Source organism: Acidimicrobiales bacterium (assembly GCA_041394185.1).
Lineage (GTDB): Bacteria > Actinomycetota > Acidimicrobiia > Acidimicrobiales > Poriferisodalaceae > JAAETH01.
Map to the genome: position 1 here is coordinate 548822 of JAWKIQ010000003.1, position 21460 is coordinate 570281.

Consider the following 21460-nt stretch of genomic DNA (forward strand, 5'->3'; position numbering starts at 1 on the left):
TACCTATCGCCTTTCTCTACGCCCACTTGAGGTCATTTGTTACGAAATCATGACGAGCATAGGGGTGGCGGGCAATAGTTACAACACAAAACCCGAGAACTCGCGCGGGCCGCCTGCGAGGCGCTAGTCGATCGGCGGCAGCGACTCGAGGTCGACGACAAATGGTTCGTCCACCCGATGGTCGGTGTCGCCCAGGCGCCAGGCGATGGGCCAGTACCGCGCTGAGGGCTCAAGGCGAAGCTCCGTGACTTCCACCGGCAACTCGAAGCGCAAAACCACGGTCTGGCGCTCACCGGGCATCACGCTGGTAGACGTAGCCACGATTCGGGTAGGGCCGTCGCCACCTGCCACCTCCAGGTCGTCGACCCCGTCGAAGCGCGAATCGACAGCGGCGCCTGGGGTGTTCGCCGTAACCAGTACGACATACTCGCCAAGCTCGACCGGAGTCTCGTCCGTGGGCTGCGGCCCGGTGATATAGAGGGGTTCCTCAGACGGATCGACGACGTTGTCTATGGCGATCTCGACCTCGACACTGCGCACATCACCCTCGACGGAAGCCTTCATACCCGTGCGAACCTCGATGAAATAGTCCAGCTTGGAAGGCGACCGGTTGGAGAACGCGAGCGACAACGAGTTGGGCACGAGTTCGCCGTCGAGTTGGGCCTCGGCCCATGCCGCCTGCCGGTCGGCGTCGGGTGACCAAAGCAGCAGATGGCGTCCGGCGAGCGCCCGGGCGACCCTGGGAACGAACTCGTCCAGATCGTGGTCCCTTGTCAGCGCCGCCGACAAGATGGCTGGTGCCAGCGATCGTTCAGCCTGCCGCCGCTCGGTGTTGGTCTGCTCGACGTCGATGGTCAAATACTGGCCATGGAGCAGGTATTCGAGGATGTTGTCCTCGGTGTAGTCGAGGCCGTCGACGGTCACGGGCCCCATGCCGGCGAGCAGGGCTTCGAGCATGAACGGATCTACCAGGATCACACCGTCGAGAGCCTCCCCGGTTGCCGCCTGCCACATTCGCAGAGCCGACTCGGCCGTTTCGGGGAACCTCGGGGTGAGTCCGAGGTTGCGCCACTCGGTCTCGACCTCGGCGAAGCCGAAGTGGTCTTCGTAGGTCTTCGTGAGCTCGACAGCGCCGGGTTCTAGGTTTCGGTAGAACGAGCTGCCGAGATCGGTGACCACAACGGCACCGCCCTGGGTCCGCAGCACCCCGGTCGTGAGGATCATGCCGCTTCCCGCCCGCATCTCAGCGTTGTTGGCGATCAGCAACAGGTGATTCTCGGGTCCATCCAACAGCTCGGCGACCGCCGAAGTCGATGCCCTCACCCGCGAGGCCGTCGCCCGCAGGCGGTCGAAGCGATCGACGACTTCGGCCCGGGTCTCGGCCAACACCGATATCAGCGCATTGCCATCACCCAGATCGGCGGCCTGGATCGCATCCTCGACAAGCCCGACGTTCTCCGACACCAGACGCATTCGAGCCAGAACAGAGCTGTCCTCGTCGAACCCCGAGCGGATGTCGCGAACTGACGACGAGGCAACGCGCAAGACGCCCGAGATTCCAGACGACAGATCGTCTGCCGCCTTTATCTGGCGGCCCAGGACCGGAAGCCAGTGAGCAGGCCTCATCAAGGGCCGACTGAGCCGCTCGTGGGCCGACTCGAGAAGGGTCGCGGAGGCGTCCAGAGGTTCGATGGCGTCACCCGCGAGGAGGTCCTCGAGCCTGAAGGAGTCGACCTCTTCGATTATCGACTGCGCCTCGCGAGCCTCGTCAACAGCCTTCTTCGCGTTGTACGCGGCCCAGATGGCCCAGACGAAGACCGCTACAGCGAATAGAGCAAAGACGGAAAGCAGGTTGCGCTTGATGAAACCCATCAAGCGGCAGAGCCTAGATTGTGCTCGACGAGATCAGTCGTCATCGCGGCGGCGACTGACGGCCACCATGAGAGCTCCAGCTCCGAGCGCTGCGCCACCGATGAGGGTGAGGGACAGGGCGTCGCCACCTGTGAATGCCAGTTGACCATCGTCGACTTGACCCACAGTGCCGCTGCCGGTGGTGCCACCCGCAGAGGTATCGGTACCGGTGGTGGTGTCGCCACCACCGGTCGTGCCGTCGGCGCCGGTCCCGGTGCCGCCGGTATCGCCTGTCGAACCGCCGCCGGTATCGGTCGTCTGCCCGGTGCTGCCGGACCCACCATCGGAGTATGCGTCCGCCGCACCGGCCGGAGCAGAACCCAGAGCAAGGCATGCCGCCACGGCCAGCGCAGCAACTCCCGAACGCCTCAGAGCTTCACGATTCTTTCGCATTTGATTCACCTTGCAGTCCCGCCATCTCTCGGCATCTGCAGCAGAGAGTGAGAATTATTGGGTAGGTCAACACTTTACGTGGTTTTCGGCTGTTGTCAACAGTCAGGACCCTAACCCCGTGAGCGACTGCCCACCAGAGAACAACGTCGGTACAAGTGCGTCGATTTCAGTCTGGATCTCCTGGAACGCCTTTTTGTAGGCACCCTTGCGGCGCCCATACGGATCCGCGATGTCCTCCCTCGAACCCCCAGCACCCAGGTGACCGGGCGTGCGGTCAGACCCGACATCGAGCACATAGTCGCGAAGGCTCGCCCCGGCATCGCGTGGCCCGAAGCCCGAAGCCCTGATGGCGAACTCGCGAAGGGTATAGATCCGAGGCACCGACTCGAGATCGAGCACGGCGGCCTCGGTTGCGTGCCGCCCGGTCATGGTCAAGATCAGATCGGCACCCCGCACGTGGTCGGGGGTCATGCGTGTGCTCAGGTGCGCCGAGGCATCTATGCCCGCACCAGCAAGAACCGAAAGGGCGTGCTTTGGCATCGACTGGCCCTCGGCGGCAAAGCCCGCAGATCGCACGCTTGCGGCGATGCCCATCGCGTCGAGCCTCGAAGACATCAGGTACTGACCCATCGGCGAGCGGCAGATGTTGCCAGTGCAAACGAAGAGAATCCGTGGAGGTCGATCGGTCACCAGGCCTCACTCTATTGGGCCAAAGGGCCCCCGACTCAAAGGGGCTGGCCCCGGGTTGCGATGACGAAGCGCTCGATACCGGCAAGGTCGCGGGCTGTCACAACCGATCCGAATCCCGCATCCCGACACCAGGAACACACAAGAGCTACCTGTTGTGGCCCCATCTCCAGAAACAGGGCCCCAGACTCGGCGAGCCACCCAGGTGCGCCATTCACGATCATCGCCAGATCGTTCGTTCCCTGCGGGCCCGAGAACAAGGCGGTGTGGGGTTCGTGGTCGATCACCGAGGCGTCGAGCTGCGCGTCATCGGCCACATACGGCGGGTTGGAGACCAACACGTCGACCGTTCCGCGAAGGTCTTCGGGAAGAGCCTCGAACCAGTCGCCCTCGACGATGCCAACACGCGAACCGTGGCGCCCCAGACCGGCGAGGTTGGCGCGTGCGACACTGATGGCATCTGGATCCGAATCTGTGAGCCAGATCTGAGCCGTCGGGTGCTCAAAGGCCACCGCCAGACCGATCGCTCCGCTACCAGTACCCAGATCGACGACCAAAGGCGACCTGATCGACGCCAGCCGATCCAAGACCAACCCCGCCAACACCTCGGTCTCGGGCCGGGGAATCAGCACACGTGTGTCGATCATCAAATCGAGCATTCGAAACGGCCAATGTCCCAGCACGTACTGGATGGGCACGCCGGCCAGCCGTCGCTCGATCATCTGATCGAAACGCGCCACACCCCGCACCGTGGCCAGTTCGAAACGGCGCTCGAACCATTCTCCAGAAGAGAAGCCCGCCGCTTCCTCGACCAGCCAACGCCCCTCTAGCTCGGGCTGTTCAATACCCGCCTCAGCCAACCGCCGCTCGGCCTCGGCTGCAAATGCACTCCAAGGGACAGTCCCATCCGACACCGACGTTCAACCCTCGGTGCTGAGCTGACGCTGGCGCTCGTCTTGCTGCAAAGACTCGACCACCTCGTCGAGTTCGCCCGAAAGGACCTTGTCGAGCTTGTACAGGGTCAGCCCGATGCGATGATCGGTGACCCGGTTTTCTTTGAAGTTGTAGGTGCGGATCTTCTCGCTGCGACCTCCACCACCCACCTGGTCGCGTCTCGCGGCCGAGAGCTCGGCCGCCCTCGCATCCTGTTCTGCTTTCAACAACCGTGATCTCAAGACCCGAAGCGCCTTCTCCTTGTTCTGGAGCTGGCTCTTCTCATCCTGCATCGACACCACCATGCCTGTCGGCTTGTGGGTGATTCGAACCGCTGAGTCGGTGGTGTTGACCGACTGACCACCGGGGCCCGACGCCCTGAAGACGTCGACGGTCAGATCGTTGGGATCTATGTCGACCTCGACCTCGTCGGCCTCCGGCAACACCGTGACGGTGGCAGACGAGGTGTGGACCCGGCCCTGCGACTCGGTCACGGGCACCCGCTGCACCCGGTGAGGGCCTCCCTCGTGCTTGAGCATCGACCACGCCGAATCGCCCTTCACCACAGCGGTGATGTCGCTGTAGCCACCCAGGTCGGAGGGGTCGGCGCTGATGATCTCGAGCTTCCAGCCCCGCGCCAACGCGAAGTTGCGGTACATCTCGAAGAGATCGCGGGCGAACAGGTTGGCCTCCTCTCCCCCCTCGGCGCCGCGTATTTCGAGGATCACGTTCTTGCCATCGTTGGGATCTTTGGGCAGCAGCTTGAGCTTGAACTGGGCCTCCAGGCGGGCAACCTCGGCATCGGCCGCTTCGACCATCTCGGTCATCTCGCGCCGATCGGCACCGCTGGACTCTTCCAACATCTCTCGCGCCGTGGCCGCGTCTTCGATCGCCGAACGCCAGCGTCGGCCGACCTCGACGACCTCGGACAACTCGGCGTGCCTTCTGCCCACCTCGGCGAACCGAGACCGATCGGTGACCACGTCGGGATCGCCCAGCTGGGTCTCGACAACGGTGAGTTCGTCTTCGAGTTGGGTCAGTCGGTCGAGCACGTTCGCCGAGGCTACAGCCCTGCCGCGGCGAACCAGTCGTTACCCACCGTCACCAACCTGGCACCACCCACGACACCACCGACCAATTCGGCGGTGAACGAGACAGCGTCACGTTCGGGCACCACGACCAACAGCTCGGCCGATGGAGCCAACAGGTGCCTGGCGTGGGCGGCAAAGGGAACCAGCTCGAGGTCTACGCCAACCGACGCCACGACAACAGCCCCCACCTCGTCACCGTCTCCCGCAAGTGCCACCGCAGGACAAGGATCGGCCAGGTTGGGGCGAGGAGATGGCGGTTGCGCCGGAGAAACCCACTGAAACCCAACCGACGACGGGTCGTCCATGATGACCTGGCGCAACAAGCGCTCGCGGCTCAAACGATTGAACGGGTGCGGGTCTGCACCCGCCAGACGATACGGCTCGACCAGATCGACCACGCGAGCCAAGGTGACCTCAGCAGGTTCGTTGGAGTGGATTATCTCGTTCATCATGCGGTCGTCGACGCTGACGCCCACAACCAGCCGAGGCCCGAACTCGTCCACCTCGACCCGCCCAACCTCGAGGCCCCTGACCTCGGCCAGAACCACGCCATGTTCCACGAAGGGCCGGGCACCGGCCGCTTCGATGGCGGGAATCAGCGACAGGGCTTCGGGCGCTGGCTCTGCTCCGACGTCGACAGGAGCCGCGTTGGCAGGGTTGACCGCCGTTCCGTCGACCGCCCAAACCCAGACGGGGCGGTCGAGCAGTGACGCGCGCAGGGCGACCGACCCTGCGCCGACCTGACACAACACGTCCAGCCGCTGGCTGTCGCGTCGACGCGCCATGCCCAAGGCGCGCCCGAGCGAAGTGTCGGGACGCCCTTCGATCAGTGCGAAACAGCGATCAGCAGACCAACCGAAAGCACCGCTCTCGCTGCCGCTCGACTCGACCAACTCGACGTCGAACTGCGAGCGCGCCAGCGAGCGGAGCTTGGCCTCGTGAAGCCGCGATCTCTGCTGAGGATCGAGCGCCATCGGGCGCTCAGCGACCGTGCCCGAAGGGCAACGGCCAAAAGTGTGTCACTTGCCGCGACGACGAGCGCCGTAGCGCTTCTCGAAACGCTCGACACGACCAGCGGTGTCGACGATCTTCATCTGACCGGTGTAGAAGGGATGGCTGGCGCTGGTGAGCTCGGCCTTGGCCAACGGATACTCGTTGCCGTCTTCCCACACGATGGTCTCGCGCGTCTCGATTGTCGACTGGGTCAAGAAGGAGAACTCGGTCGACGTGTCCTGGAACACGACGGGCCGGTACTCGGGATGGATTCCGTCCTTCATTGCAAGAAACTCCGTGATGCTTCGGCCGACGGCTTCAGGGCCGACCGACAACTCTATCCAATGTCTCGGCGAGGCGCTACAGGCTCGGCGCTGCACCCTCTGGCGCGAGCCCTACAGGCTCGGCGCTGCACCCTCTGGCGCGAGCCCTACAGGCTCGGCGCTGCATCCTCTGGCGCGAGCCTTACAGGCTCGGCGCTTTGGCAATCTCGGCGAGGAATTCGTCGTTGTTCCGGAACGTCTTCAGACGATCCACCAACAGCTCCAGACCGGCGCCCGAACGCCCCTCTCCGTCACCTCCGGAAAGGCCCGACAGAACCCGGCGCAGCTTCCAAACCTGCTGCAGCTGCTTGCGCTCGAACAAGAGCTCCTCGTGACGGGTCGACGACGAATCGACGTCGATGGCCGGATACACGCGCCGCTCGGCGAGACGACGATCGAGGCGCAGCTCCATGTTGCCAGTGCCCTTGAACTCCTCGAAGATCACCTCATCCATCTTCGAGCCGGTCTCGATAAGAGCGGTCGCCAAGATCGTCAGCGAACCGCCCTCCTCGACGTTTCGCGCCGCACCGAAGAACTTCTTGGGCGGATACAGCGCCCCGGTGTCGATACCACCCGACATGATGCGGCCCGTGGCGGGCGCTGCAAGGTTGTAGGCGCGTGCCAGGCGGGTGATGCCGTCGAGGATGATGACGACGTCCTTGCCCTCTTCGACCATGCGCTTGGCGCGCTCGATGGTGACCTCTGCGACCTGGGTGTGCTCGTCGGATGGCCGGTCAAAGGTCGACGCCACCACGGTGCCGCGCACCGAGCGACGCATGTCGGTGACCTCCTCGGGACGTTCATCGATGAGCAGAACGATCAACTCGACCTCGGGGTTGTTGGCCTCGATCGATTGTGCGATCTGCTTCATCACCGTGGTCTTGCCCGCCTTTGGAGGCGAGACGATGAGGCCGCGCTGACCCTTGCCGATGGGCGATACGAGATCGATGATGCGAGCCGTCATGTTGCTTGGATCGCTGGTCAACTCGAGCCGGAGCTTCTGGTCTGGGAACAGCGGCGTCAGGTTCTCGAAGCGTGGCCGCTTCTTGGCTTCCTCGGGATCGACCCCGTTTACCGTGTCGACCCGCAACAGCGCTGGGTTCTTCTCGCTGCGGTTCGCAGGCCGGCTGGTGCCGGTGATGGTGTCGCCCTTGCGCAGGCCGTGCTGGCGCACCAGCTTTGCGGGCAGGTAGCAGTCTTCCTTCGACGGGAGGAAACCCTTGGTGCGCAAGAAGCCATAGCCCTCGTCTCGCAGGTCGACGATGCCCTCGACCTCGACGGGGTCACCGGTGAACTGCTCCTCGCGAGGCTCGCGCTCGCGGCCCCGACGACGACGCCGGCGCTTGTTGTTCGAATCGCCCTGATCGTCGCCGTTTCCGCCGTCGCTGTTGGCTGCATCGTTCCCAGACTCGGCGCCCGAGTTGTTCGAGTTTGCCGAACCCGACTTGCCAGAGCCCGAGTCGCCCGACTGCTTATCGGCCTGCTGGCCACCTCCAGACCGATTCGAGCCGGACTGATTTGACTCGGCCTTGCCCTGCTGATTTGACTCGGCCTTGCCCTGCTGGTTGGACTCGGCCTTGGATGCTGCGCTCGAGTCAGGCCGCTTGTCGCCAGCCGATTCCTTCGCCTCCGGGGCCGCGGCGTCGTCGGACTTGCCGACCGTTCTCACCCGGCGCTTCGGACCGTCTTCGTTGGGAGAGTCTTCAGATCGGCCCCCGGCCGGCACCGAGGCTTGCTTTGTGCCGTTCGCCTGACCGTCCGAACCAGCCCGATCTGGCTGATCGGCCTCCATTGCGAGCTCCCATTCGGCTTTCGGTTCCTCGTCGGGGGTTTCGACGTCCGGAACCTTGACCTCGGGCTCGGGGACAGCGGGCGAAGAATCAACCGCAACATCGAGGTCGTCGACATCGAACAGGTTGCCGGCACTTCGCACGCGGGTGCGGGGCCTGGACGATCCGTTGTCGGAAGGCGACGAGGTCTCTTCCGAGGGCTGGGCGCTGGTGCCGCCGGCCGCAGCCAGGATGGCGTCGACGATGTCGGCCTTCTTGGCACGCGAGTTGACGGACGCGCCGATCGCTCCCGCGATCTGTTGAAGCTCGTCTCGAGCTTTGCGTTCGAGCACACTCCGGTCGAGTGTTTCGGGCTGAGTGCTCATCAAGCATCTCTCCGATTTAGGAGTACAAGGAATGGCCCCCGAGCCGGGCAAACGAACTTTGAGTTCCCCTGGATCACCGGCGCTTTGCCCTTTGGGAAAAGAGGCCGGGCCGGGATCGAACTCAACCGGCGTTGGCGCGAGGCCAATGCGAAATGTATCGCCACCAACGCCTGTCGGCAACCACCGGCCGAAACTGAGCAGCGATGTGACCGATCAAGAACGAACAGCAGCCACGAACTCGCGCACCACCTCGAGGCTGGCATCGACCACCTCGAAGGTCTCGGGCAGCTCGAGAATCGGCCTTACATGCTCTGGCAGTTCTGGCTGGACCCCGGTAGCGGCCACAACCGCGTCGGGGAACTTCGACGGGTGAGCAGTGGCGACGTACACCATCGTCTCGCCCGGCAGCCGCAGAGACCTGCCGACGTGGATTCCAACAGCGGTGTGTGGGTCGATGAGCTCACCGTGCGATCGATGGAAGGCCCCTATGGCCGACAGAACCTGATCCTCGGTGGCCATTCCTGCTGCGAAGTCTCGACGCAACAGATCGGTCGCCTCGTCGGGAAGCTCGAGCAAGCCCGACGCCCGGAACTCTCGCATCGCCTCGGCCAGCGCGGGGCCGCTTCTTCGATACAGGTCGAACAGCAAACGTTCGAAGTTCGACGAGATCTGGATGTCCATGGCCGGCGAGGTCGTCGGCACCACTTCGTCGATCGACATCGTTCCGGTCGAGATGGTTCGGGTGAGGATGTCGTTGGAGTTGCTGGCGATGACGAGACGCCCGATCGGGGCGCCCATCAACCGCGCGATGTGAGCGGCCAAGATGTTTCCGAAGTTGCCCGTCGGAACGGTGAAAGACACGGGCGAGCCATCCGACAGCCGAACCGCGGTGCGCACGTAGTACACGACCTGGGCCGAGACCCTTGCCCAGTTGATGGAGTTGACGGCGGCCAGGTGAACCCGATCGCGCAAGGCGTTGTCGGCGAACATCGCCTTGACCATGTCCTGGCAGTCGTCGAACGTGCCCCTGACCGCGAGGTTGTGGATGTTCGCCGAGCCCACTGTGGTCATCTGGCGCCGCTGGACCTCCGACACCCGACCATGGGGATGCATCATGACCAGCTCGACGCCGCTGCGATCTCGGCAGGCTTCGATGGCGGCCGAGCCGGTGTCGCCCGATGTGGCGCCGACGATGGTGACGAAGTCGCCCGTGCGCCTCAACTCGTGCTCGAACAAGCGGCCCAACAACTGCAGGGCGACGTCTTTGAACGACAGGGTGGGGCCCCAGAACAACTCGAGAAGATGCTCGTCGTCACCCAGGCTCCTGACGGGCGTCACATCGGCGTCGCGAAAGGTTGCGTATGCGGCCTCGCACATCTCGTCCAGAGCGTCTCGCTCGATGGCCGAACCCTCGACGAATTGCCAGATGATCTCGGCCGCACATCGGTGGTACGGCTCGGTACGGCACAGCTCGAGCTGCTCGGCGCCGAGGCGAGGCCAGCGCTCGGGCACATACAAGCCACCATCGATGGCCAGGCCGGCCAGCAGCGCACCCGAATAGTCCACCACCGGCGCGTCCCCGCGAGTGGATACGTACCTCATGTAGACCTCAGCTTCCGATGACACGTATGAGGTTGCCGACCTTCAACACCGGCTCGAGCGTGCGCAGCTCAGCGACGGTCGCCTGCATGTCGGCCTCGCGTGCCTGGTGCGTGATCAACAGCAGCTTCGCGTTGTCGCCCTCGTCGTGTTGTTCCATCGAACTGATCGATACCTCGTGGCGACCGAAGACCGTGGCCACTGCGGCAAGGACTCCGGGAGCGTCGACCACGTCGATGGGCACATAGAACGCCGAAGATGTCTCGTCGATCGGAACAACGGCAGCGGCTTCGAGCCCCCAGAGTTCGTTGTGGGTGCCGCGCCGCAGGTTGACGGCCGCTTCGATGAGGTCGCCGAACATGGCGCTGGCGGTTGGCGCGCCACCGGCCCCGCGGCCATAGAGCATCAGATCGTCAACCGCCTGACCCTGAATGAACACGGCGTTGAAACTGTCGCGGACGCTGGCGAGCGGATGATTGGCCGGGACGATCGCCGGGTGCACCCGCGCCGACACGGCATCGCCGGATCGCTCGACGATGGCCAGGAGCTTGATCACGTGATCGAGGCGACGCGCGGCCTCGATGTCGGTCGGGGTGATGCGGCTGATGCCCTCTTGATAGACGTCGCCGGGGACCACGCCCACGCCGAAGGCCACGGTCGCCATGATTGCGGCCTTGGCGCCGGCATCGAAGCCCTCTACGTCGGCGGTCGGGTCGGCCTCGGCATATCCGAGCTGTTGGGCATCTGCGAGGGCGGTGGCGTACGGAGCTCCCTCGTCGGTCATCTTGGTGAGGATGTAGTTGGTGGTTCCGTTGACGATGCCCATCATCGTGGTGATCCGCTCACCCACAAGCGATTCGCGCAACACCCGAATCAAAGGGATACCGCCACCCACAGCGGCCTCGAAAAGCAAGTCGACACCGCTGCGATTGGCAGCCTCGAACAGCTCGGCACTGCAGTTGGCCACCAACTCCTTGTTGGCCGTTATGACCGGTTTCCCGGCCTGAAGGGCTGCCAGCGTCAGATGCCTGGCAGGCTCGATCCCCCCGATGGTCTCGACCACGATGTCGACCTCGGGATCTGCCACCAGCGCGGCAGAATCGCGTGTAAGCACCCCGGGCTCGAGGTCAATGGCCCTTTCGGCCGACAGGTTGCGCACGGCGACCCTGGCGACCTCGAGTTCGATTCCGGTCCTGGTTCTGACGGCGTCGGCCTCGTCGCGGATGAGCTTCACCAGCGACGAACCCACGGTTCCGCAACCGAGAATGCCCACACGAATGGGCGAGTCGGCGCGTGTCGGCGAATCGGTCATGGGCGCCACCGTACCCGCCCCACCGACATCACCAGACGCCGTTTGTGGGGCCGATCGACTGAGGCGATCAACCGACGTCGGTGATCAGCAGATCGTCGACGGTCTCGCGCCGAATCACCTCGCGGACCTGCCCGTCGCGAACGAACACGACGGCAGGGCGCAAGACCTTGTTGTAGTTGCTTCCCATCGAATGCCCGTAGGCGCCGGTAACCGGCGTCGCGAGGATGTCGCCAACCTCGACGTCGGCCGGCAAGTGGGCGTTGCGAACCAAGACATCGCCGCTCTCGCAGTGCTTTCCGACCACTCGTGCGATCATCGGTCGATCGGCCAGGGGACTGCGCGGCAGGAAGGTCGTGTAATCGCTGCCATAGAGGACGGGTCGAGGATTATCGCCGTAGCCACCGTCGACGGCCACGTAGGTCCTGATGCCTGGCAGTTCCTTGATGGTTCCGATGCGATACAGCGTCACCGCTGCCGACGCGGTGATCGACCGGCCTGGCTCGGCTCCGATCGTCGCGTCGATACCGAGGCGATCGGCAGCCTCACGAATCATCGCGCCCCAGGCGGCGATCGACGGGGTGGCTTCGGCCTCGATGTAGGCCACACCAAGGCCGCCGCCGATCGACAGCTCGGGCAGCCCGAAGGGTTCGCTGAAGCGAGCGACCACGCCCAGTGCTTCGGCCATCGATTCGACCCTGAAGACCTGCGATCCGATGTGACAATGGATGCCGACGACGTTCATGGATGGGCTTGCCATCGCACGCTCGACCGCTTTGGCAGCGGCACCGCTGGCGACCCCGAAACCGAACTTCGAGTCGTCCTGGCCGGTCGAGATGAAGTCGTGAGTCTCGGCCTTGACCCCCGGTGTCACACGCAGCAGCACCGTTGGCGCCGGGGCCCCGGCGGCCACCAAAGCCTCGATCTTGTCGAGTTCGTCGAAGCTGTCGACGACGATGCGGCCGACGCCGACCTCGAGGGCAGCGGCCAATTCGGACGAATCCTTGTTGTTGCCGTGCATCACCAGGCGAGAAGCGGGCACGTCTGCGGCCAGGGCCACCTGCATCTCCCCCACCGTCGCCACGTCGATGTGCATGCCCTCTTCATGGGCCAGCCTCGCCATGGCCCGACACAAGAACGCCTTCGAGGCATAGGCGACACCATCGCCGAAGGCTTCGACGGCTTCGCGACAGCGCGCCCTCAGATGATCCTCGTCGTAGACGAACAGCGGGGTGCCATAGTCGTAGGCCAACTCGACGAGATCGACCCCGGCGATGTGCAGGTGACCGTTGGGCCCAACGGATGCGTTGTCGGGTAGAAGATGGCTGGGGATGGGGCCATCGGCCGACGCGACAGACGTCACAGTTCCTCCGGCGCCGACACACCAACGATCGAGAGGCTCGAAGCCAGGACGGTGCGCGCCGCCTCGACCAGCCAAAGCCGAGCCGCTGTCAGCTCGGGGTCGACGTCGTTGCCGAACACGTAGCAGTCGTGGAAGAAGCCGTGGAACGCCGAAGCCAGTTCGCGCAACCACGTGATGACCTTGTGCGGAGCGCGGTCGCGCACCGCCAGCGACAACACATCGTTCATCTCGCTGATGGCCCTGAGGACCTCGAGTTCGCGCACCGCTCCCAGCAGGCCCAGGTCGACGCCTTCGAGGCCCGGCCGGGCGAACCCGACCTCGACCTCCTTGCGAAGGATCGAACAGGCGCGGGCATGAGCCATCTGCACGTAATAGACCGGATTGTCCATCGACTGGGCGGCCATGGCGGCCAAGTCGACCGTCTGCTGCGAGTCGATTCCCTGGAGCAGGTAGGTGAACCTGGTGGCGTCGGCCCCGACCTCGTCGATGAGGTCGGCGAGTTCGATGAACACGCCGCTGCGCTTGCCGATCTTGACTTCCTCACCGTCGCGCTCGAGCCGCACCATCTGGGTGATGCGCACCTCGAGTTGGTCGGGGTCGTTGCCCAGTGCCTCGACCGCCGCCCTGAGCCGGGTGACGTACCCGTGATGGTCGGCGCCGAACACGTTGATCAACAGGTCATAGCCGCGGGCGTACTTGGTGCGGTGGTAGGCGATATCGGGAGTGATGTAGGTGAACTCACCGTCGGACTTGACCAGCACCCGGTCCTTGTCGTCGCCAAAATCTGTCGACCGCAACCAGGTTGCGCCATCCGACTCGTAGACAACGCCCCGCTCGGCGAGATCGCCCAGAGTCTCCTCGATGGCACCGCTGCCGACCATCGACCGTTCGCTGAACCACGAGTCGAACTCGACGCCCAGCCGCTTGAGGGTCTCGTCTATGTAGCCGAGGCAGCGTTCGTAACCCCACTCGAGCGGGTCGACACCGGCCGGCATCTCACGCGCCCACGTCTGGATGTATGGACCTGCGTAGCCGTCGGCCGGAACCTCACGACCATCACGAACCGCGGCCAACGACGCGGCAAAGTTCTGCATCTGCACGCCGCGGTCGTTTATGTAGAACTCTCGGGTCACCCGGTGCCCGGTCGCCTCCAGCAGCCGCGACAACGCGTCACCATAGATGGCGCCCCTGGCGTGACCGGCGTGCACAGGGCCCGTGGGGTTCGACGACACGAACTCGACCAGCACCTGCGATCCACCACCGATGTCTGGCCTGCCGAAGGCGTCACCCGCCTCGACAACCTCGACCAGCACGTCGTGCAGCCAGGTATCGGCGAGCCTGAAGTTGACGAAACCGGGTCCGGCGATCTCTATGGCGTCGACATGGCGGATCTGCATGGCGGCGAGGGTCTCGACCAGTTCCGCAGCGAACTCGCGGGGGTTGCGACCGTGGCTGCCTTTGGACGCCAGGGCGACGTTTGTGGACCAGTCGCCATGTTCACGTCGGGCCGGGCGCTCCAGGTGTAAATCGGGTAGCGGATCGATGCCCATGCTCTGCAGAGCGGCACCGACGGCGGCGGAGAGGTTGTCGCGAATCACATGTGCCTCTTGATGTTCGACGCAAACCCACGAGGGTACTCACGACCAAAGGCTGCGATGCCAGCTATAGGCAGTTTCGACGATGTGATCCAGGTCGGAGTGGTTCGGTTGCCAGTCGAACTGGGCCCGGAAACGGCTGGCATCGGCCACCAACTCTGCCGGATCGCCAGGCCGCCTCTCTGCCTCGCTGTAAGGCACGGGTGTACCGACAACGCGCCCGACAGCGTCGAGGACCTCGCGGTTGGAATGCCCAACACCCGTTCCGAGGTTGTAGGCCCCGCTGGGAGCACCCTTCAGCAGTCCCTCGACGGCCAGCACGTGCGCCGAAGCGAGATCGCTGACGTGTATGTAGTCGCGCACGCACGTGCCATCGGGCGTGGGGTAATCGGTCCCGAAGAGCTTCATCTCGTCCCGCCTGCCCGCCGCAGCAGCGATCGCCAGCGGTATCAGATGGGTTTCGGGGTCGTGGTCCTCTCCGATTCCGCCGTCGGGGTCGGCCCCGCAAGCGTTGAAGTAGCGCAGCGCTATCCAAGGCATGGCGTGTGCGGCGTGCACATCCTCGAGCACTCGCTCCAGCATGGCCTTGGACGAGCCGTATGGATTGATCGGAGCCACCGGAGAGCTCTCGACGATGGGCTGTTGTTCGGGGATTCCGTACACCGCTGCGGTCGAGCTGAACACGAAGGCCCCTACATGGTTCTCAACGCACGCCGACACCAGGGTTGCCGCCTTCGACAGGTTGGTCTCGTAGAAGGCCAGCGGATCGACAACAGATCTGGCCACCTCGATGTAGCCGGCAAAATGAATGACCCCGTCGAATGGACCGTGAGAACGGAACACGGATTCGACAAAACCCCTGTCTCCGATGTCGCCGACAGCCAACACGCAATCGCCGACCGCCTCGGATCGACCGGCCGACAGGTCGTCCACCACCACGACGTCGTGGCCAGCTGCCACCAGTGCTCTCACCGTGTGTGAGCCGATGTATCCGGCTCCGCCGGTGACCAGGAGACTTGACATCGAAACAGTATGGACCGCTGCCGGCGCCGTGCCATCGAACCGCGCATTCGTGGCACCGACGCGTCGGCGAGACGCTACATTGACCGTTCGATCGATTCCGATCGATGCCCTCGTAGCTCAGGGGATAGAGCAGTGGCCTCCGGAGCCATGTGCGCAGGTTCGAATCCTGCCGAGGGCGCACCTTTGGTGACGGTGGGTGACGCGCCGGTCACTTTCAGCCCCGAAACGCGCCTGCGGGCGCGTTTTGTGATCTAGTCCGCGCCGTCCGCCGATGCTTCTGGCGGCGCCGGTGCTTTGGGGTTCTTGGCCGGGCCGAGCATCGACCACAAAACCCCGATGACGATGCCCACGACCACGATGACCAAGGGCATGATCGAATCGAGGGTGACGAGCTTGCGGCCGATGGCGACAAGAGCGAGCCCCAAGCCCAGAACGATTCCGTACAGGGCACCCCTGACGGGGTGACGCCTAGCAGTGGTAGCGGTCACTTCGAACCTCCCCATGTGAGGGCGGGCCTGGCGTTGAACAACAGCCCGATGGCTGCGATGGCGACGAGCCCGACGCCTGGAAGGGTGGGGTCGATATCGCCCTTCAGGTCGACGAATCCTGAGCCAACGCATCGGAAGTCGCCGCCGTCGGCTGTCATCTGACCGTTCGCCCCGATGATGGCGTTGATCTTTGCTGCGCCGGGGAGATCGTCCCGCAGGTTGACCGCGCCCGCATTGCGGTTTTCTCCCGACGAGTTCGGATCGCCTCCTGCGTCGAGAGTGGTGCCCGTGCCGAACAGCTTCAGCTGGATGAACCAGTCGTGGTCGCGAGGACCAGAACCAGGCTCCAGGCCACCGGCCACGCCGGTGTAGATGACGAATCCGTTCGCGTCGACCTGGAACGGATTGTCCGAGGTGAAAGCCTGGGTGCCAGCCCCATCGCCGAACACATCGACGGGCGGATTGGCGAAGCTCCAGTCGACCGCCTGATCCAGCGGCTGTCCATCGGCGTCGTACGACCAGGCAGTGCCCATACACGCACCCGAGAGCACCGAGCCCGAGCCGCCGACCAGACCCGGATCACACCCCGATCGCCTGACCTGCTCATCGGCTTGTTCAACCAGTTCGTCGGTCGCCTGGATGACGATCGCGCCGTCCTGATCGACCGTCACCACGTTCGAGTTCTCGCCGGGGGCGATGTCCCTGACCCCCGGCTCACCCAGTAGCCGGTCCAGGGCGGTGAAGTCGGTGTTTCCCTCGGAATCAACCGGTAGGTCGGGGAATCCGTCGCCGTCGGTGTCGGGGATTCGGGCGTACACGTCGGCAAGGATGCCGGCGACCTCATCCGAGTCGAGGACCGACGGGAGTGATCCGCCCTTGCCCTCGGTCTCGGGATCGAGGCTCAGATCCTCGATCGGTATCTGGTCGGGGATGTTGTCGAGACACGGGTCGTCGTCGCTTTGGGCCCCAGCCCCCGGCACGAAGACGAGCATGAGCGACGCGAGCAGCAGTACCAGCCCCCCGCCGACCAGGGTGCGATTGCGCGCAAGCATGGTCGAACCTTTCGTCGTCCGCCACGCCGCCGATGGGCCCGCTTCGCCCGCCTGCAACGGGACGGTTGGTCACACCATCCTGTCGTCACCCGCCATGCGCAGGCAAGCCGATAGGTCCGCGGGCCCTGCGGGCTGCTGGTGACGGGCCGCGCCGAAACTCAGTTGGGTTCGATGTATGCAAGCAGGAAGGCGCGGACCTGCCTCGAGCGCTCCTGGGGGCTGAAACACTCGGTATCACCACCGATGCGGGTACGGATCGCGTACCCCTGCACCAGGCTGATAAGGCCCGACGCCAGCTGCGCGGGCGTGAAACCCTCCTTCATGTGAAGGCGAAACACCGCCAGCAGAAGACGAATCTGCTCGCTGAAGGCGGTGTCCAGGTCTTCCCAGGTAGCGGCGAGGGGCTCGGCCAGGTGACGATCGGTCATGGACGCGGCCCACAGACCGACGAGGATCGGGAAGTCGTCGCTGTGGGCCACCGCATCGATCGAACTCTCGATGGCCACCCCGAAGATGTCGTCGAAGCTGACCTTGGTCGCCGCGGTCAGAACGGATTCGAGGCTGGCCCCAAGTCGTTGCCGAGACCTGGCGCGCACGCCGACTGCCAGATGGTGCAGGAGGTCCGCTTCGAACTCGCCGCGGGTCGGCCAATGATGGGTCAAAGCACCGCGGGTCAGACCTGCCTGCTCGGCGATCTCAGAGGTAGAGAGGCGATACACCTCAGAGACGTCACCGCTCTCGAGAACCCGAGCAGCGGCGGCCTCCAGTATCAGCAGCTCCGAACCCATCAGAGCCAAACATACATTTTGTTCGCGACGCGTGCGTCGTGGATCGTCTCGTTGTCCGGACGAGTGGCACCATGACGCAATTCGTTCAGATCCGCAGGGGAGGATTGGTGGAAGAAAGCAGCGCCTACGTTCGCGCCCTCGCCCTCGCCCTCGCCCGCGAGGCCGAGGAGCTCGCCGTGCTCGGCTGCCTCAGCGGCGATGTACTCGAGAAGCTTCGCATCGACGCCCTCGACTGCGTGCTCGAACTCGCACGCGCAGCCCAAAGCAGCGACTCCCAGGCCTGAGCGCTGCGGGCCGGGCTTGGTACCGGGCGTCGAGCGCTGACAACCTGTGCCGGTGACAGGTGAAGGGGATCTGACCAAGCGCCAGACGCTGCTGATCTTTACCGGAATGATGATGGCGACGTTTCTCTCGTCGCTCGACACCTCTGCGGTGTCGACCGCACTTCCGACGATCGCAGGCGATCTCGGCGGAATCAACCAGCTGCCGTGGGTGCTGACGGCATACCTGCTGGGCTCCGTCGCAGCGACACCTCTGTACGGCAAGCTCAGCGACCTGTACGGCCGGCGCCTCCTGACCGAGGTTGCGCTGGGGGTGTTCGTGGCGACCTCCGTGATGGCGGCCGCCTCGCAAAACATGATCCAGCTGGTCATCTCGCGAGGCCTCCAGGGGATCGGTGGTGGAGGCCTGATGGCGATGGGCTTCATCGTCATCGGCGACATCTTCTCGCCGCGCGAGCGCGGCCGGTACATGGCGTACTACACCATGAACTTCACGTTCTCGGCCCTGGTCGGCCCGGTGATCGGCGGCGTCTTCGTGGATGTGGCCTCGTGGCGCTGGATCTTCTTGATCAACATCCCATTGGGCGCGGCAGCGTGGGTGATGATCCGCCGGAACCTGACGTTCGCCCTTCCGGCGCGTGAGCACTCGCTGGACATATTCGGCGCGTCGGTGCTGGTCGTGGGCGTGACCGCTCTGATCCTGGGCCTGGCCTGGGGTGGCGAGACATATCCGTGGGCGTCGGTCCAGGTGACGGGTTTGCTGGCCCTGTGTGCAGTGTGCGGTGTCGTGTTCGTCTGGTGGGAGATGCGAGCAGCCGAGCCCATCCTGCCGATGAGACTGTTTCGGAATCCGACGTTCCGGATCCTGATCGGCGGCAACGTTGCATACGGGTCGGCGGGCATGGCGGTGATGGCCTTCATGCCCCTGTTCTTCCAGGTGTCGATGGGTGAGCCGGCCACCAAGGCGGGCCTGATACTCGCATCGATGTCAGTCGCCGTGACCTGCGGCTCGTACCTGGCCGGCAGGGTCACCACCGGCACCGGTCGATACCGATGGCTGTTGAGAGGCGCCCCGGTGCTGACCGTCGTGTCGCTGGTTGCGTACTCGACCCTCGACGAGAACTCGACGGCCGTTTCGGCGATCCCGTGGCTGGCCATCGGCGGGTTCGCAATGGGTACGGCCTTCCCGACCATGACCACGGCTACCCAGAATTCGCTGGAGCTCAGAGATCTGGGCGCTGGGACCGCCGCCATCAACTTCTTCCGAACCCTCGGCCAGACGGTGGGGGTCGGGGCTTACGGCGCGCTCTTGACCACCCGCATCAGCAGCGAACTGAACGATCTGGCCGACAGGGTCGCGATCGACGACCTGTTGTCGACCCCAGAGGACATCCAAGGACTCGAGCCGGCACTCCGCGACGCCGTAGAGCATGCGGTCGCGGTTGCCACCGACTCGATCTTCGTGGCAGCGATACCGATAATGGCCGCCTTCGTGGTCGCCACATGGTTCCTACCCGAGCTCGAGCTTCGCACCACAACCGCCCTGTCGGCCCAGGGCCAGACTCCGGCCGTCGACTGAACTCCGGGTTCGACCGAAAGGCGCGGACGCGACTGCCAAACAGGTAGCGGGCGCTGCACGACTAGAGTCGTCACATGTCCGCCACCGACACCGAAATCGCCGATACCGAAACCTCGAAACCAGCGCGGGAACGCTGGAGCTTCCAGTGGAAGGAGCTCTACAGCGAGGTCATCACCACCGGGCTGTGCACCGGGTGTTCGGGCTGCGTGATCTCGTGCCCCCACGACGTGATCGGCTACAACCACGAGCAGGGCGGGTTCAAGCCCTTCCACATCGAAGAAGAGCTCGGGCTCGACAACTGCGTCCACGGCGAGAAGGGCTGCACCAGCTGCACCAGGGCGTGCCCCAGGTTCCGCACATGGGAAGACGATGCCGAGGAGTTCCTGTTCGGCCGGACCCGCCAGGCCGATGACGCTGCCGGCATCTACAAAGACATCATCTTGACCCGCGCCAGCGACGATTTCGTCCACCAGCACGGCCAAGACGGGGGCCTGGTCTCGGCCATCTTGATCTGGGCACTCGAGCACGGTTACATCGACGCGGCCCTCACCTCATATGTCGGCGATGGCGAAGGCTCTCAGTGGACGGCGTCACCTGGCGTGGCCTACAACAAGGACGACGTCATCCGCGGTGCGGGCAGCCGCTACACCTATTCGGCCAACCCGCTGGCGTTCGATGAGGCGCTCGATTCAGGAGCCAAGAAGATCGCCCTGGTGGGCATGAGCTGCCAGAGCTCGATAGTGCCCGTGATGAAGAGCCGCAAGATCGGCAAGGTGGGCAACCGTTTCGCCCTGAACATCGGCCTGTTGTGCTCGAAGAGCTTCGACGAGGCGATCTTCGAGGAGCTGTTCGAGCTGAAGTACGGCCTCGACCGCACCCAGATAAAGAAGACCAACATCAAGGGTGTGTTCCAGATCTGGACCCACGACGGCGGCTATTACGAGATCAACCTCAAGGAGTGTCACGCGTGGACGCGAGAGGGCTGCAACCACTGCCCTGACTTCGCCGCCCAGCATGCCGACATCTCCACCGGAGGCATCGGCAAGTACAACGACTGGACGCTGACCATCGTCAGGACCGACCTGGGCCGCGAGATCATCATCAAGATGCTCGAGGACGGGTCGCTGATCGGTCGCCCTGGCGACGACGATCCGGGCGCCATCGCTCTGATGCAAAAACTCGCCGAGAAGAGCCGCACGCGTTGGCCCGACTTCGCCTGGGACAAGCCGGCCCTCCTACCAACGCCTGTCAAGAAATAGCCGGCAGGCGCTTGGGTCAGATCCGGCAGGCGTCGACCAGGTCGGCGAAACTCGGCACCGCGGCGCTGTCGTTTGCGTAGTCGCCCAGAAGGGCAACCGGCACGATCTGCCACGCACGAATGCCAGCACATCGACAAACAGCCCGATCGGTGCCGGCGTCGACACAAGACTGAACCAGCGGATCGATGGCGGCGACATCGAGTGCGGGTTCTGGGGCTTCACGACAGGCGACCAGAGCCTCGCCCATGACCTCGGGGAAACGACCGTCGACCTGTAGACGATCTTCCATGATCGCCCACTGATCCGCGGGCACAGCCGTCGCCAGAGCGCTGAGGGCACAGTGGCAGGGCCCGGTGAGGCCGTCGCCAGACACACAGGCGTCGAGGAAGGCGACCGAAGCTGCCATACCCGGGTTTGGGGCGATCGTGGTGGTGGTTGTCGAGGTGGTCGTTGTCGAGGTAGAGGTCGTCGATGTGACCTCTACATCGGCGACGTCGCCCGGCTCGGCGATGCGCGTGGTTGTGCCGCTGCACGCCGCCACCATCATCAGAAATACACCGGCAGCGGCGTAGATGAGCTTGCGGCCGGTGTCGTGACGTATGTTCGAGCGATCAAGCCTCCAATCCACGAAGACGAGG

20 protein-coding genes and 1 tRNA gene are annotated in these 21460 nt (G+C 64.4%); 4 read left to right on the forward strand and 17 right to left on the reverse strand.

Features of this window, described 5'->3' with window-relative positions; all coding sequences use genetic code 11:
- Positions 1–123 precede the first annotated feature (123 nt).
- The 13 genes from R2770_16070 to galE all read right to left on the reverse strand — a co-directional run bounded on the left by R2770_16070 (position 124) and on the right by galE (position 15375).
- Positions 124–1872, reverse strand: coding sequence for a DUF4012 domain-containing protein (locus R2770_16070; GenBank protein MEZ5281976.1), 1749 nt, complete (start codon positions 1870–1872; stop codon positions 124–126).
- A 33-nt stretch (positions 1873–1905) separates the two neighbouring features.
- Complete coding sequence (locus R2770_16075) at positions 1906–2304, reverse strand: hypothetical protein (protein ID MEZ5281977.1); 399 nt, start codon at positions 2302–2304, stop codon at positions 1906–1908.
- Between the two features lie 102 nt (positions 2305–2406).
- A complete protein-coding gene (locus R2770_16080) occupies positions 2407–2994 on the reverse strand; it encodes a hypothetical protein (protein MEZ5281978.1) in 588 nt (195 codons plus the stop codon).
- Positions 2995–3029: 35 nt separating this feature from the next.
- On the reverse strand, positions 3030–3905 hold the full coding sequence (gene prmC / locus R2770_16085; protein MEZ5281979.1) for a peptide chain release factor N(5)-glutamine methyltransferase: 876 nt from the start codon (positions 3903–3905) through the stop codon (positions 3030–3032).
- A 6-nt stretch (positions 3906–3911) separates the two neighbouring features.
- A complete protein-coding gene (gene prfA / locus R2770_16090; protein ID MEZ5281980.1) occupies positions 3912–4976 on the reverse strand; it encodes a peptide chain release factor 1 in 1065 nt (354 codons plus the stop codon).
- Between the two features lie 11 nt (positions 4977–4987).
- Positions 4988–5989 carry a hypothetical protein gene (locus R2770_16095; GenBank protein MEZ5281981.1) on the reverse strand — a complete coding sequence of 334 codons (1002 nt, stop codon included), beginning with the start codon at positions 5987–5989 and terminating at the stop codon, positions 4988–4990.
- Between the two features lie 45 nt (positions 5990–6034).
- Positions 6035–6292, reverse strand: a complete 258-nt coding sequence (locus R2770_16100) for a type B 50S ribosomal protein L31 (GenBank protein ID MEZ5281982.1) — start codon at positions 6290–6292, stop codon at positions 6035–6037.
- Positions 6293–6473: 181 nt separating this feature from the next.
- Positions 6474–8486 (reverse strand): transcription termination factor Rho, encoded by a 2013-nt coding sequence (gene rho, locus R2770_16105; GenBank protein MEZ5281983.1) that lies wholly within the window; start codon positions 8484–8486, stop codon positions 6474–6476.
- Between the two features lie 213 nt (positions 8487–8699).
- Positions 8700–10088: a threonine synthase gene (thrC, locus tag R2770_16110; GenBank protein MEZ5281984.1), complete on the reverse strand. Its 1389-nt coding sequence runs from the start codon at positions 10086–10088 to the stop codon at positions 8700–8702.
- Between the two features lie 7 nt (positions 10089–10095).
- Positions 10096–11397 (reverse strand): homoserine dehydrogenase, encoded by a 1302-nt coding sequence (locus tag R2770_16115; GenBank protein ID MEZ5281985.1) that lies wholly within the window; start codon positions 11395–11397, stop codon positions 10096–10098.
- 67 nt (positions 11398–11464) lie between these two features.
- The gene (gene lysA / locus R2770_16120; GenBank protein ID MEZ5281986.1) at positions 11465–12757 is read right to left on the reverse strand and encodes a diaminopimelate decarboxylase; all 1293 of its coding nucleotides are present in this window, start codon (positions 12755–12757) and stop codon (positions 11465–11467) included.
- The gene (locus R2770_16125; GenBank protein MEZ5281987.1) at positions 12754–14355 is read right to left on the reverse strand and encodes an arginine--tRNA ligase; all 1602 of its coding nucleotides are present in this window, start codon (positions 14353–14355) and stop codon (positions 12754–12756) included. The genes lysA and R2770_16125 overlap by 4 nt, the downstream gene beginning before the upstream one ends.
- 39 nt (positions 14356–14394) lie before the next feature.
- A complete protein-coding gene (gene galE, locus R2770_16130; protein MEZ5281988.1) occupies positions 14395–15375 on the reverse strand; it encodes a UDP-glucose 4-epimerase GalE in 981 nt (326 codons plus the stop codon).
- Between the two features lie 106 nt (positions 15376–15481).
- Between galE and R2770_16135 the strand changes: the two genes are divergently transcribed.
- Positions 15482–15553 (forward strand) — tRNA-Arg (locus R2770_16135).
- Positions 15554–15626: 73 nt separating this feature from the next.
- Here R2770_16135 and R2770_16140 read toward each other — a convergent pair.
- From R2770_16140 to R2770_16150, 3 genes are all read right to left on the reverse strand, one after another.
- Positions 15627–15863 (reverse strand): hypothetical protein, encoded by a 237-nt coding sequence (locus R2770_16140; GenBank protein ID MEZ5281989.1) that lies wholly within the window; start codon positions 15861–15863, stop codon positions 15627–15629.
- The gene (locus tag R2770_16145) at positions 15860–16915 is read right to left on the reverse strand and encodes a hypothetical protein (GenBank protein MEZ5281990.1); all 1056 of its coding nucleotides are present in this window, start codon (positions 16913–16915) and stop codon (positions 15860–15862) included. Before R2770_16145 ends, R2770_16140 begins: the two co-directional genes overlap by 4 nt.
- Positions 16916–17073: 158 nt before the next feature.
- Positions 17074–17703, reverse strand: coding sequence for a TetR/AcrR family transcriptional regulator (locus R2770_16150; GenBank protein MEZ5281991.1), 630 nt, complete (start codon positions 17701–17703; stop codon positions 17074–17076).
- Between the two features lie 71 nt (positions 17704–17774).
- Here R2770_16150 and R2770_16155 point away from each other — a divergent pair, with 71 nt between their 5' ends.
- From R2770_16155 to R2770_16165, 3 genes are all read left to right on the forward strand, one after another.
- Positions 17775–17987, forward strand: coding sequence for a hypothetical protein (locus tag R2770_16155; protein ID MEZ5281992.1), 213 nt, complete (start codon positions 17775–17777; stop codon positions 17985–17987).
- A 52-nt stretch (positions 17988–18039) separates the two neighbouring features.
- Positions 18040–19563, forward strand: a complete 1524-nt coding sequence (locus R2770_16160; GenBank protein ID MEZ5281993.1) for an MDR family MFS transporter — start codon at positions 18040–18042, stop codon at positions 19561–19563.
- 74 nt (positions 19564–19637) lie between these two features.
- Positions 19638–20822 (forward strand): Coenzyme F420 hydrogenase/dehydrogenase, beta subunit C-terminal domain, encoded by a 1185-nt coding sequence (locus R2770_16165; protein ID MEZ5281994.1) that lies wholly within the window; start codon positions 19638–19640, stop codon positions 20820–20822.
- Between the two features lie 16 nt (positions 20823–20838).
- Here the strand turns inward: R2770_16165 and R2770_16170 are convergent, their stop codons facing one another.
- Positions 20839–21450, reverse strand: coding sequence for a hypothetical protein (locus tag R2770_16170; protein MEZ5281995.1), 612 nt, complete (start codon positions 21448–21450; stop codon positions 20839–20841).
- Between the last annotated feature and the right edge of the window lie 10 nt (positions 21451–21460).

Coding starts and splice junctions, on each gene's coding strand:
- R2770_16070 (MEZ5281976.1), bottom strand. CDS start 1,872: ATGGGTTTCATCAAGCGCAACCTGCTTTCCGTCTTTGCTCTATTCGCT.
- thrC (MEZ5281984.1), bottom strand. CDS start 10,088: ATGAGGTACGTATCCACTCGCGGGGACGCGCCGGTGGTGGACTATTCG.
- R2770_16100 (MEZ5281982.1), bottom strand. CDS start 6,292: ATGAAGGACGGAATCCATCCCGAGTACCGGCCCGTCGTGTTCCAGGAC.
- R2770_16075 (MEZ5281977.1), bottom strand. CDS start 2,304: ATGCGAAAGAATCGTGAAGCTCTGAGGCGTTCGGGAGTTGCTGCGCTG.
- R2770_16150 (MEZ5281991.1), bottom strand. CDS start 17,703: ATGGGTTCGGAGCTGCTGATACTGGAGGCCGCCGCTGCTCGGGTTCTC.
- R2770_16155 (MEZ5281992.1), top strand. CDS start 17,775: ATGACGCAATTCGTTCAGATCCGCAGGGGAGGATTGGTGGAAGAAAGC.
- R2770_16145 (MEZ5281990.1), bottom strand. CDS start 16,915: ATGCTTGCGCGCAATCGCACCCTGGTCGGCGGGGGGCTGGTACTGCTG.
- R2770_16115 (MEZ5281985.1), bottom strand. CDS start 11,397: ATGACCGATTCGCCGACACGCGCCGACTCGCCCATTCGTGTGGGCATT.
- galE (MEZ5281988.1), bottom strand. CDS start 15,375: ATGTCAAGTCTCCTGGTCACCGGCGGAGCCGGATACATCGGCTCACAC.
- R2770_16095 (MEZ5281981.1), bottom strand. CDS start 5,989: ATGGCGCTCGATCCTCAGCAGAGATCGCGGCTTCACGAGGCCAAGCTC.
- rho (MEZ5281983.1), bottom strand. CDS start 8,486: ATGAGCACTCAGCCCGAAACACTCGACCGGAGTGTGCTCGAACGCAAA.
- R2770_16165 (MEZ5281994.1), top strand. CDS start 19,638: ATGTCCGCCACCGACACCGAAATCGCCGATACCGAAACCTCGAAACCA.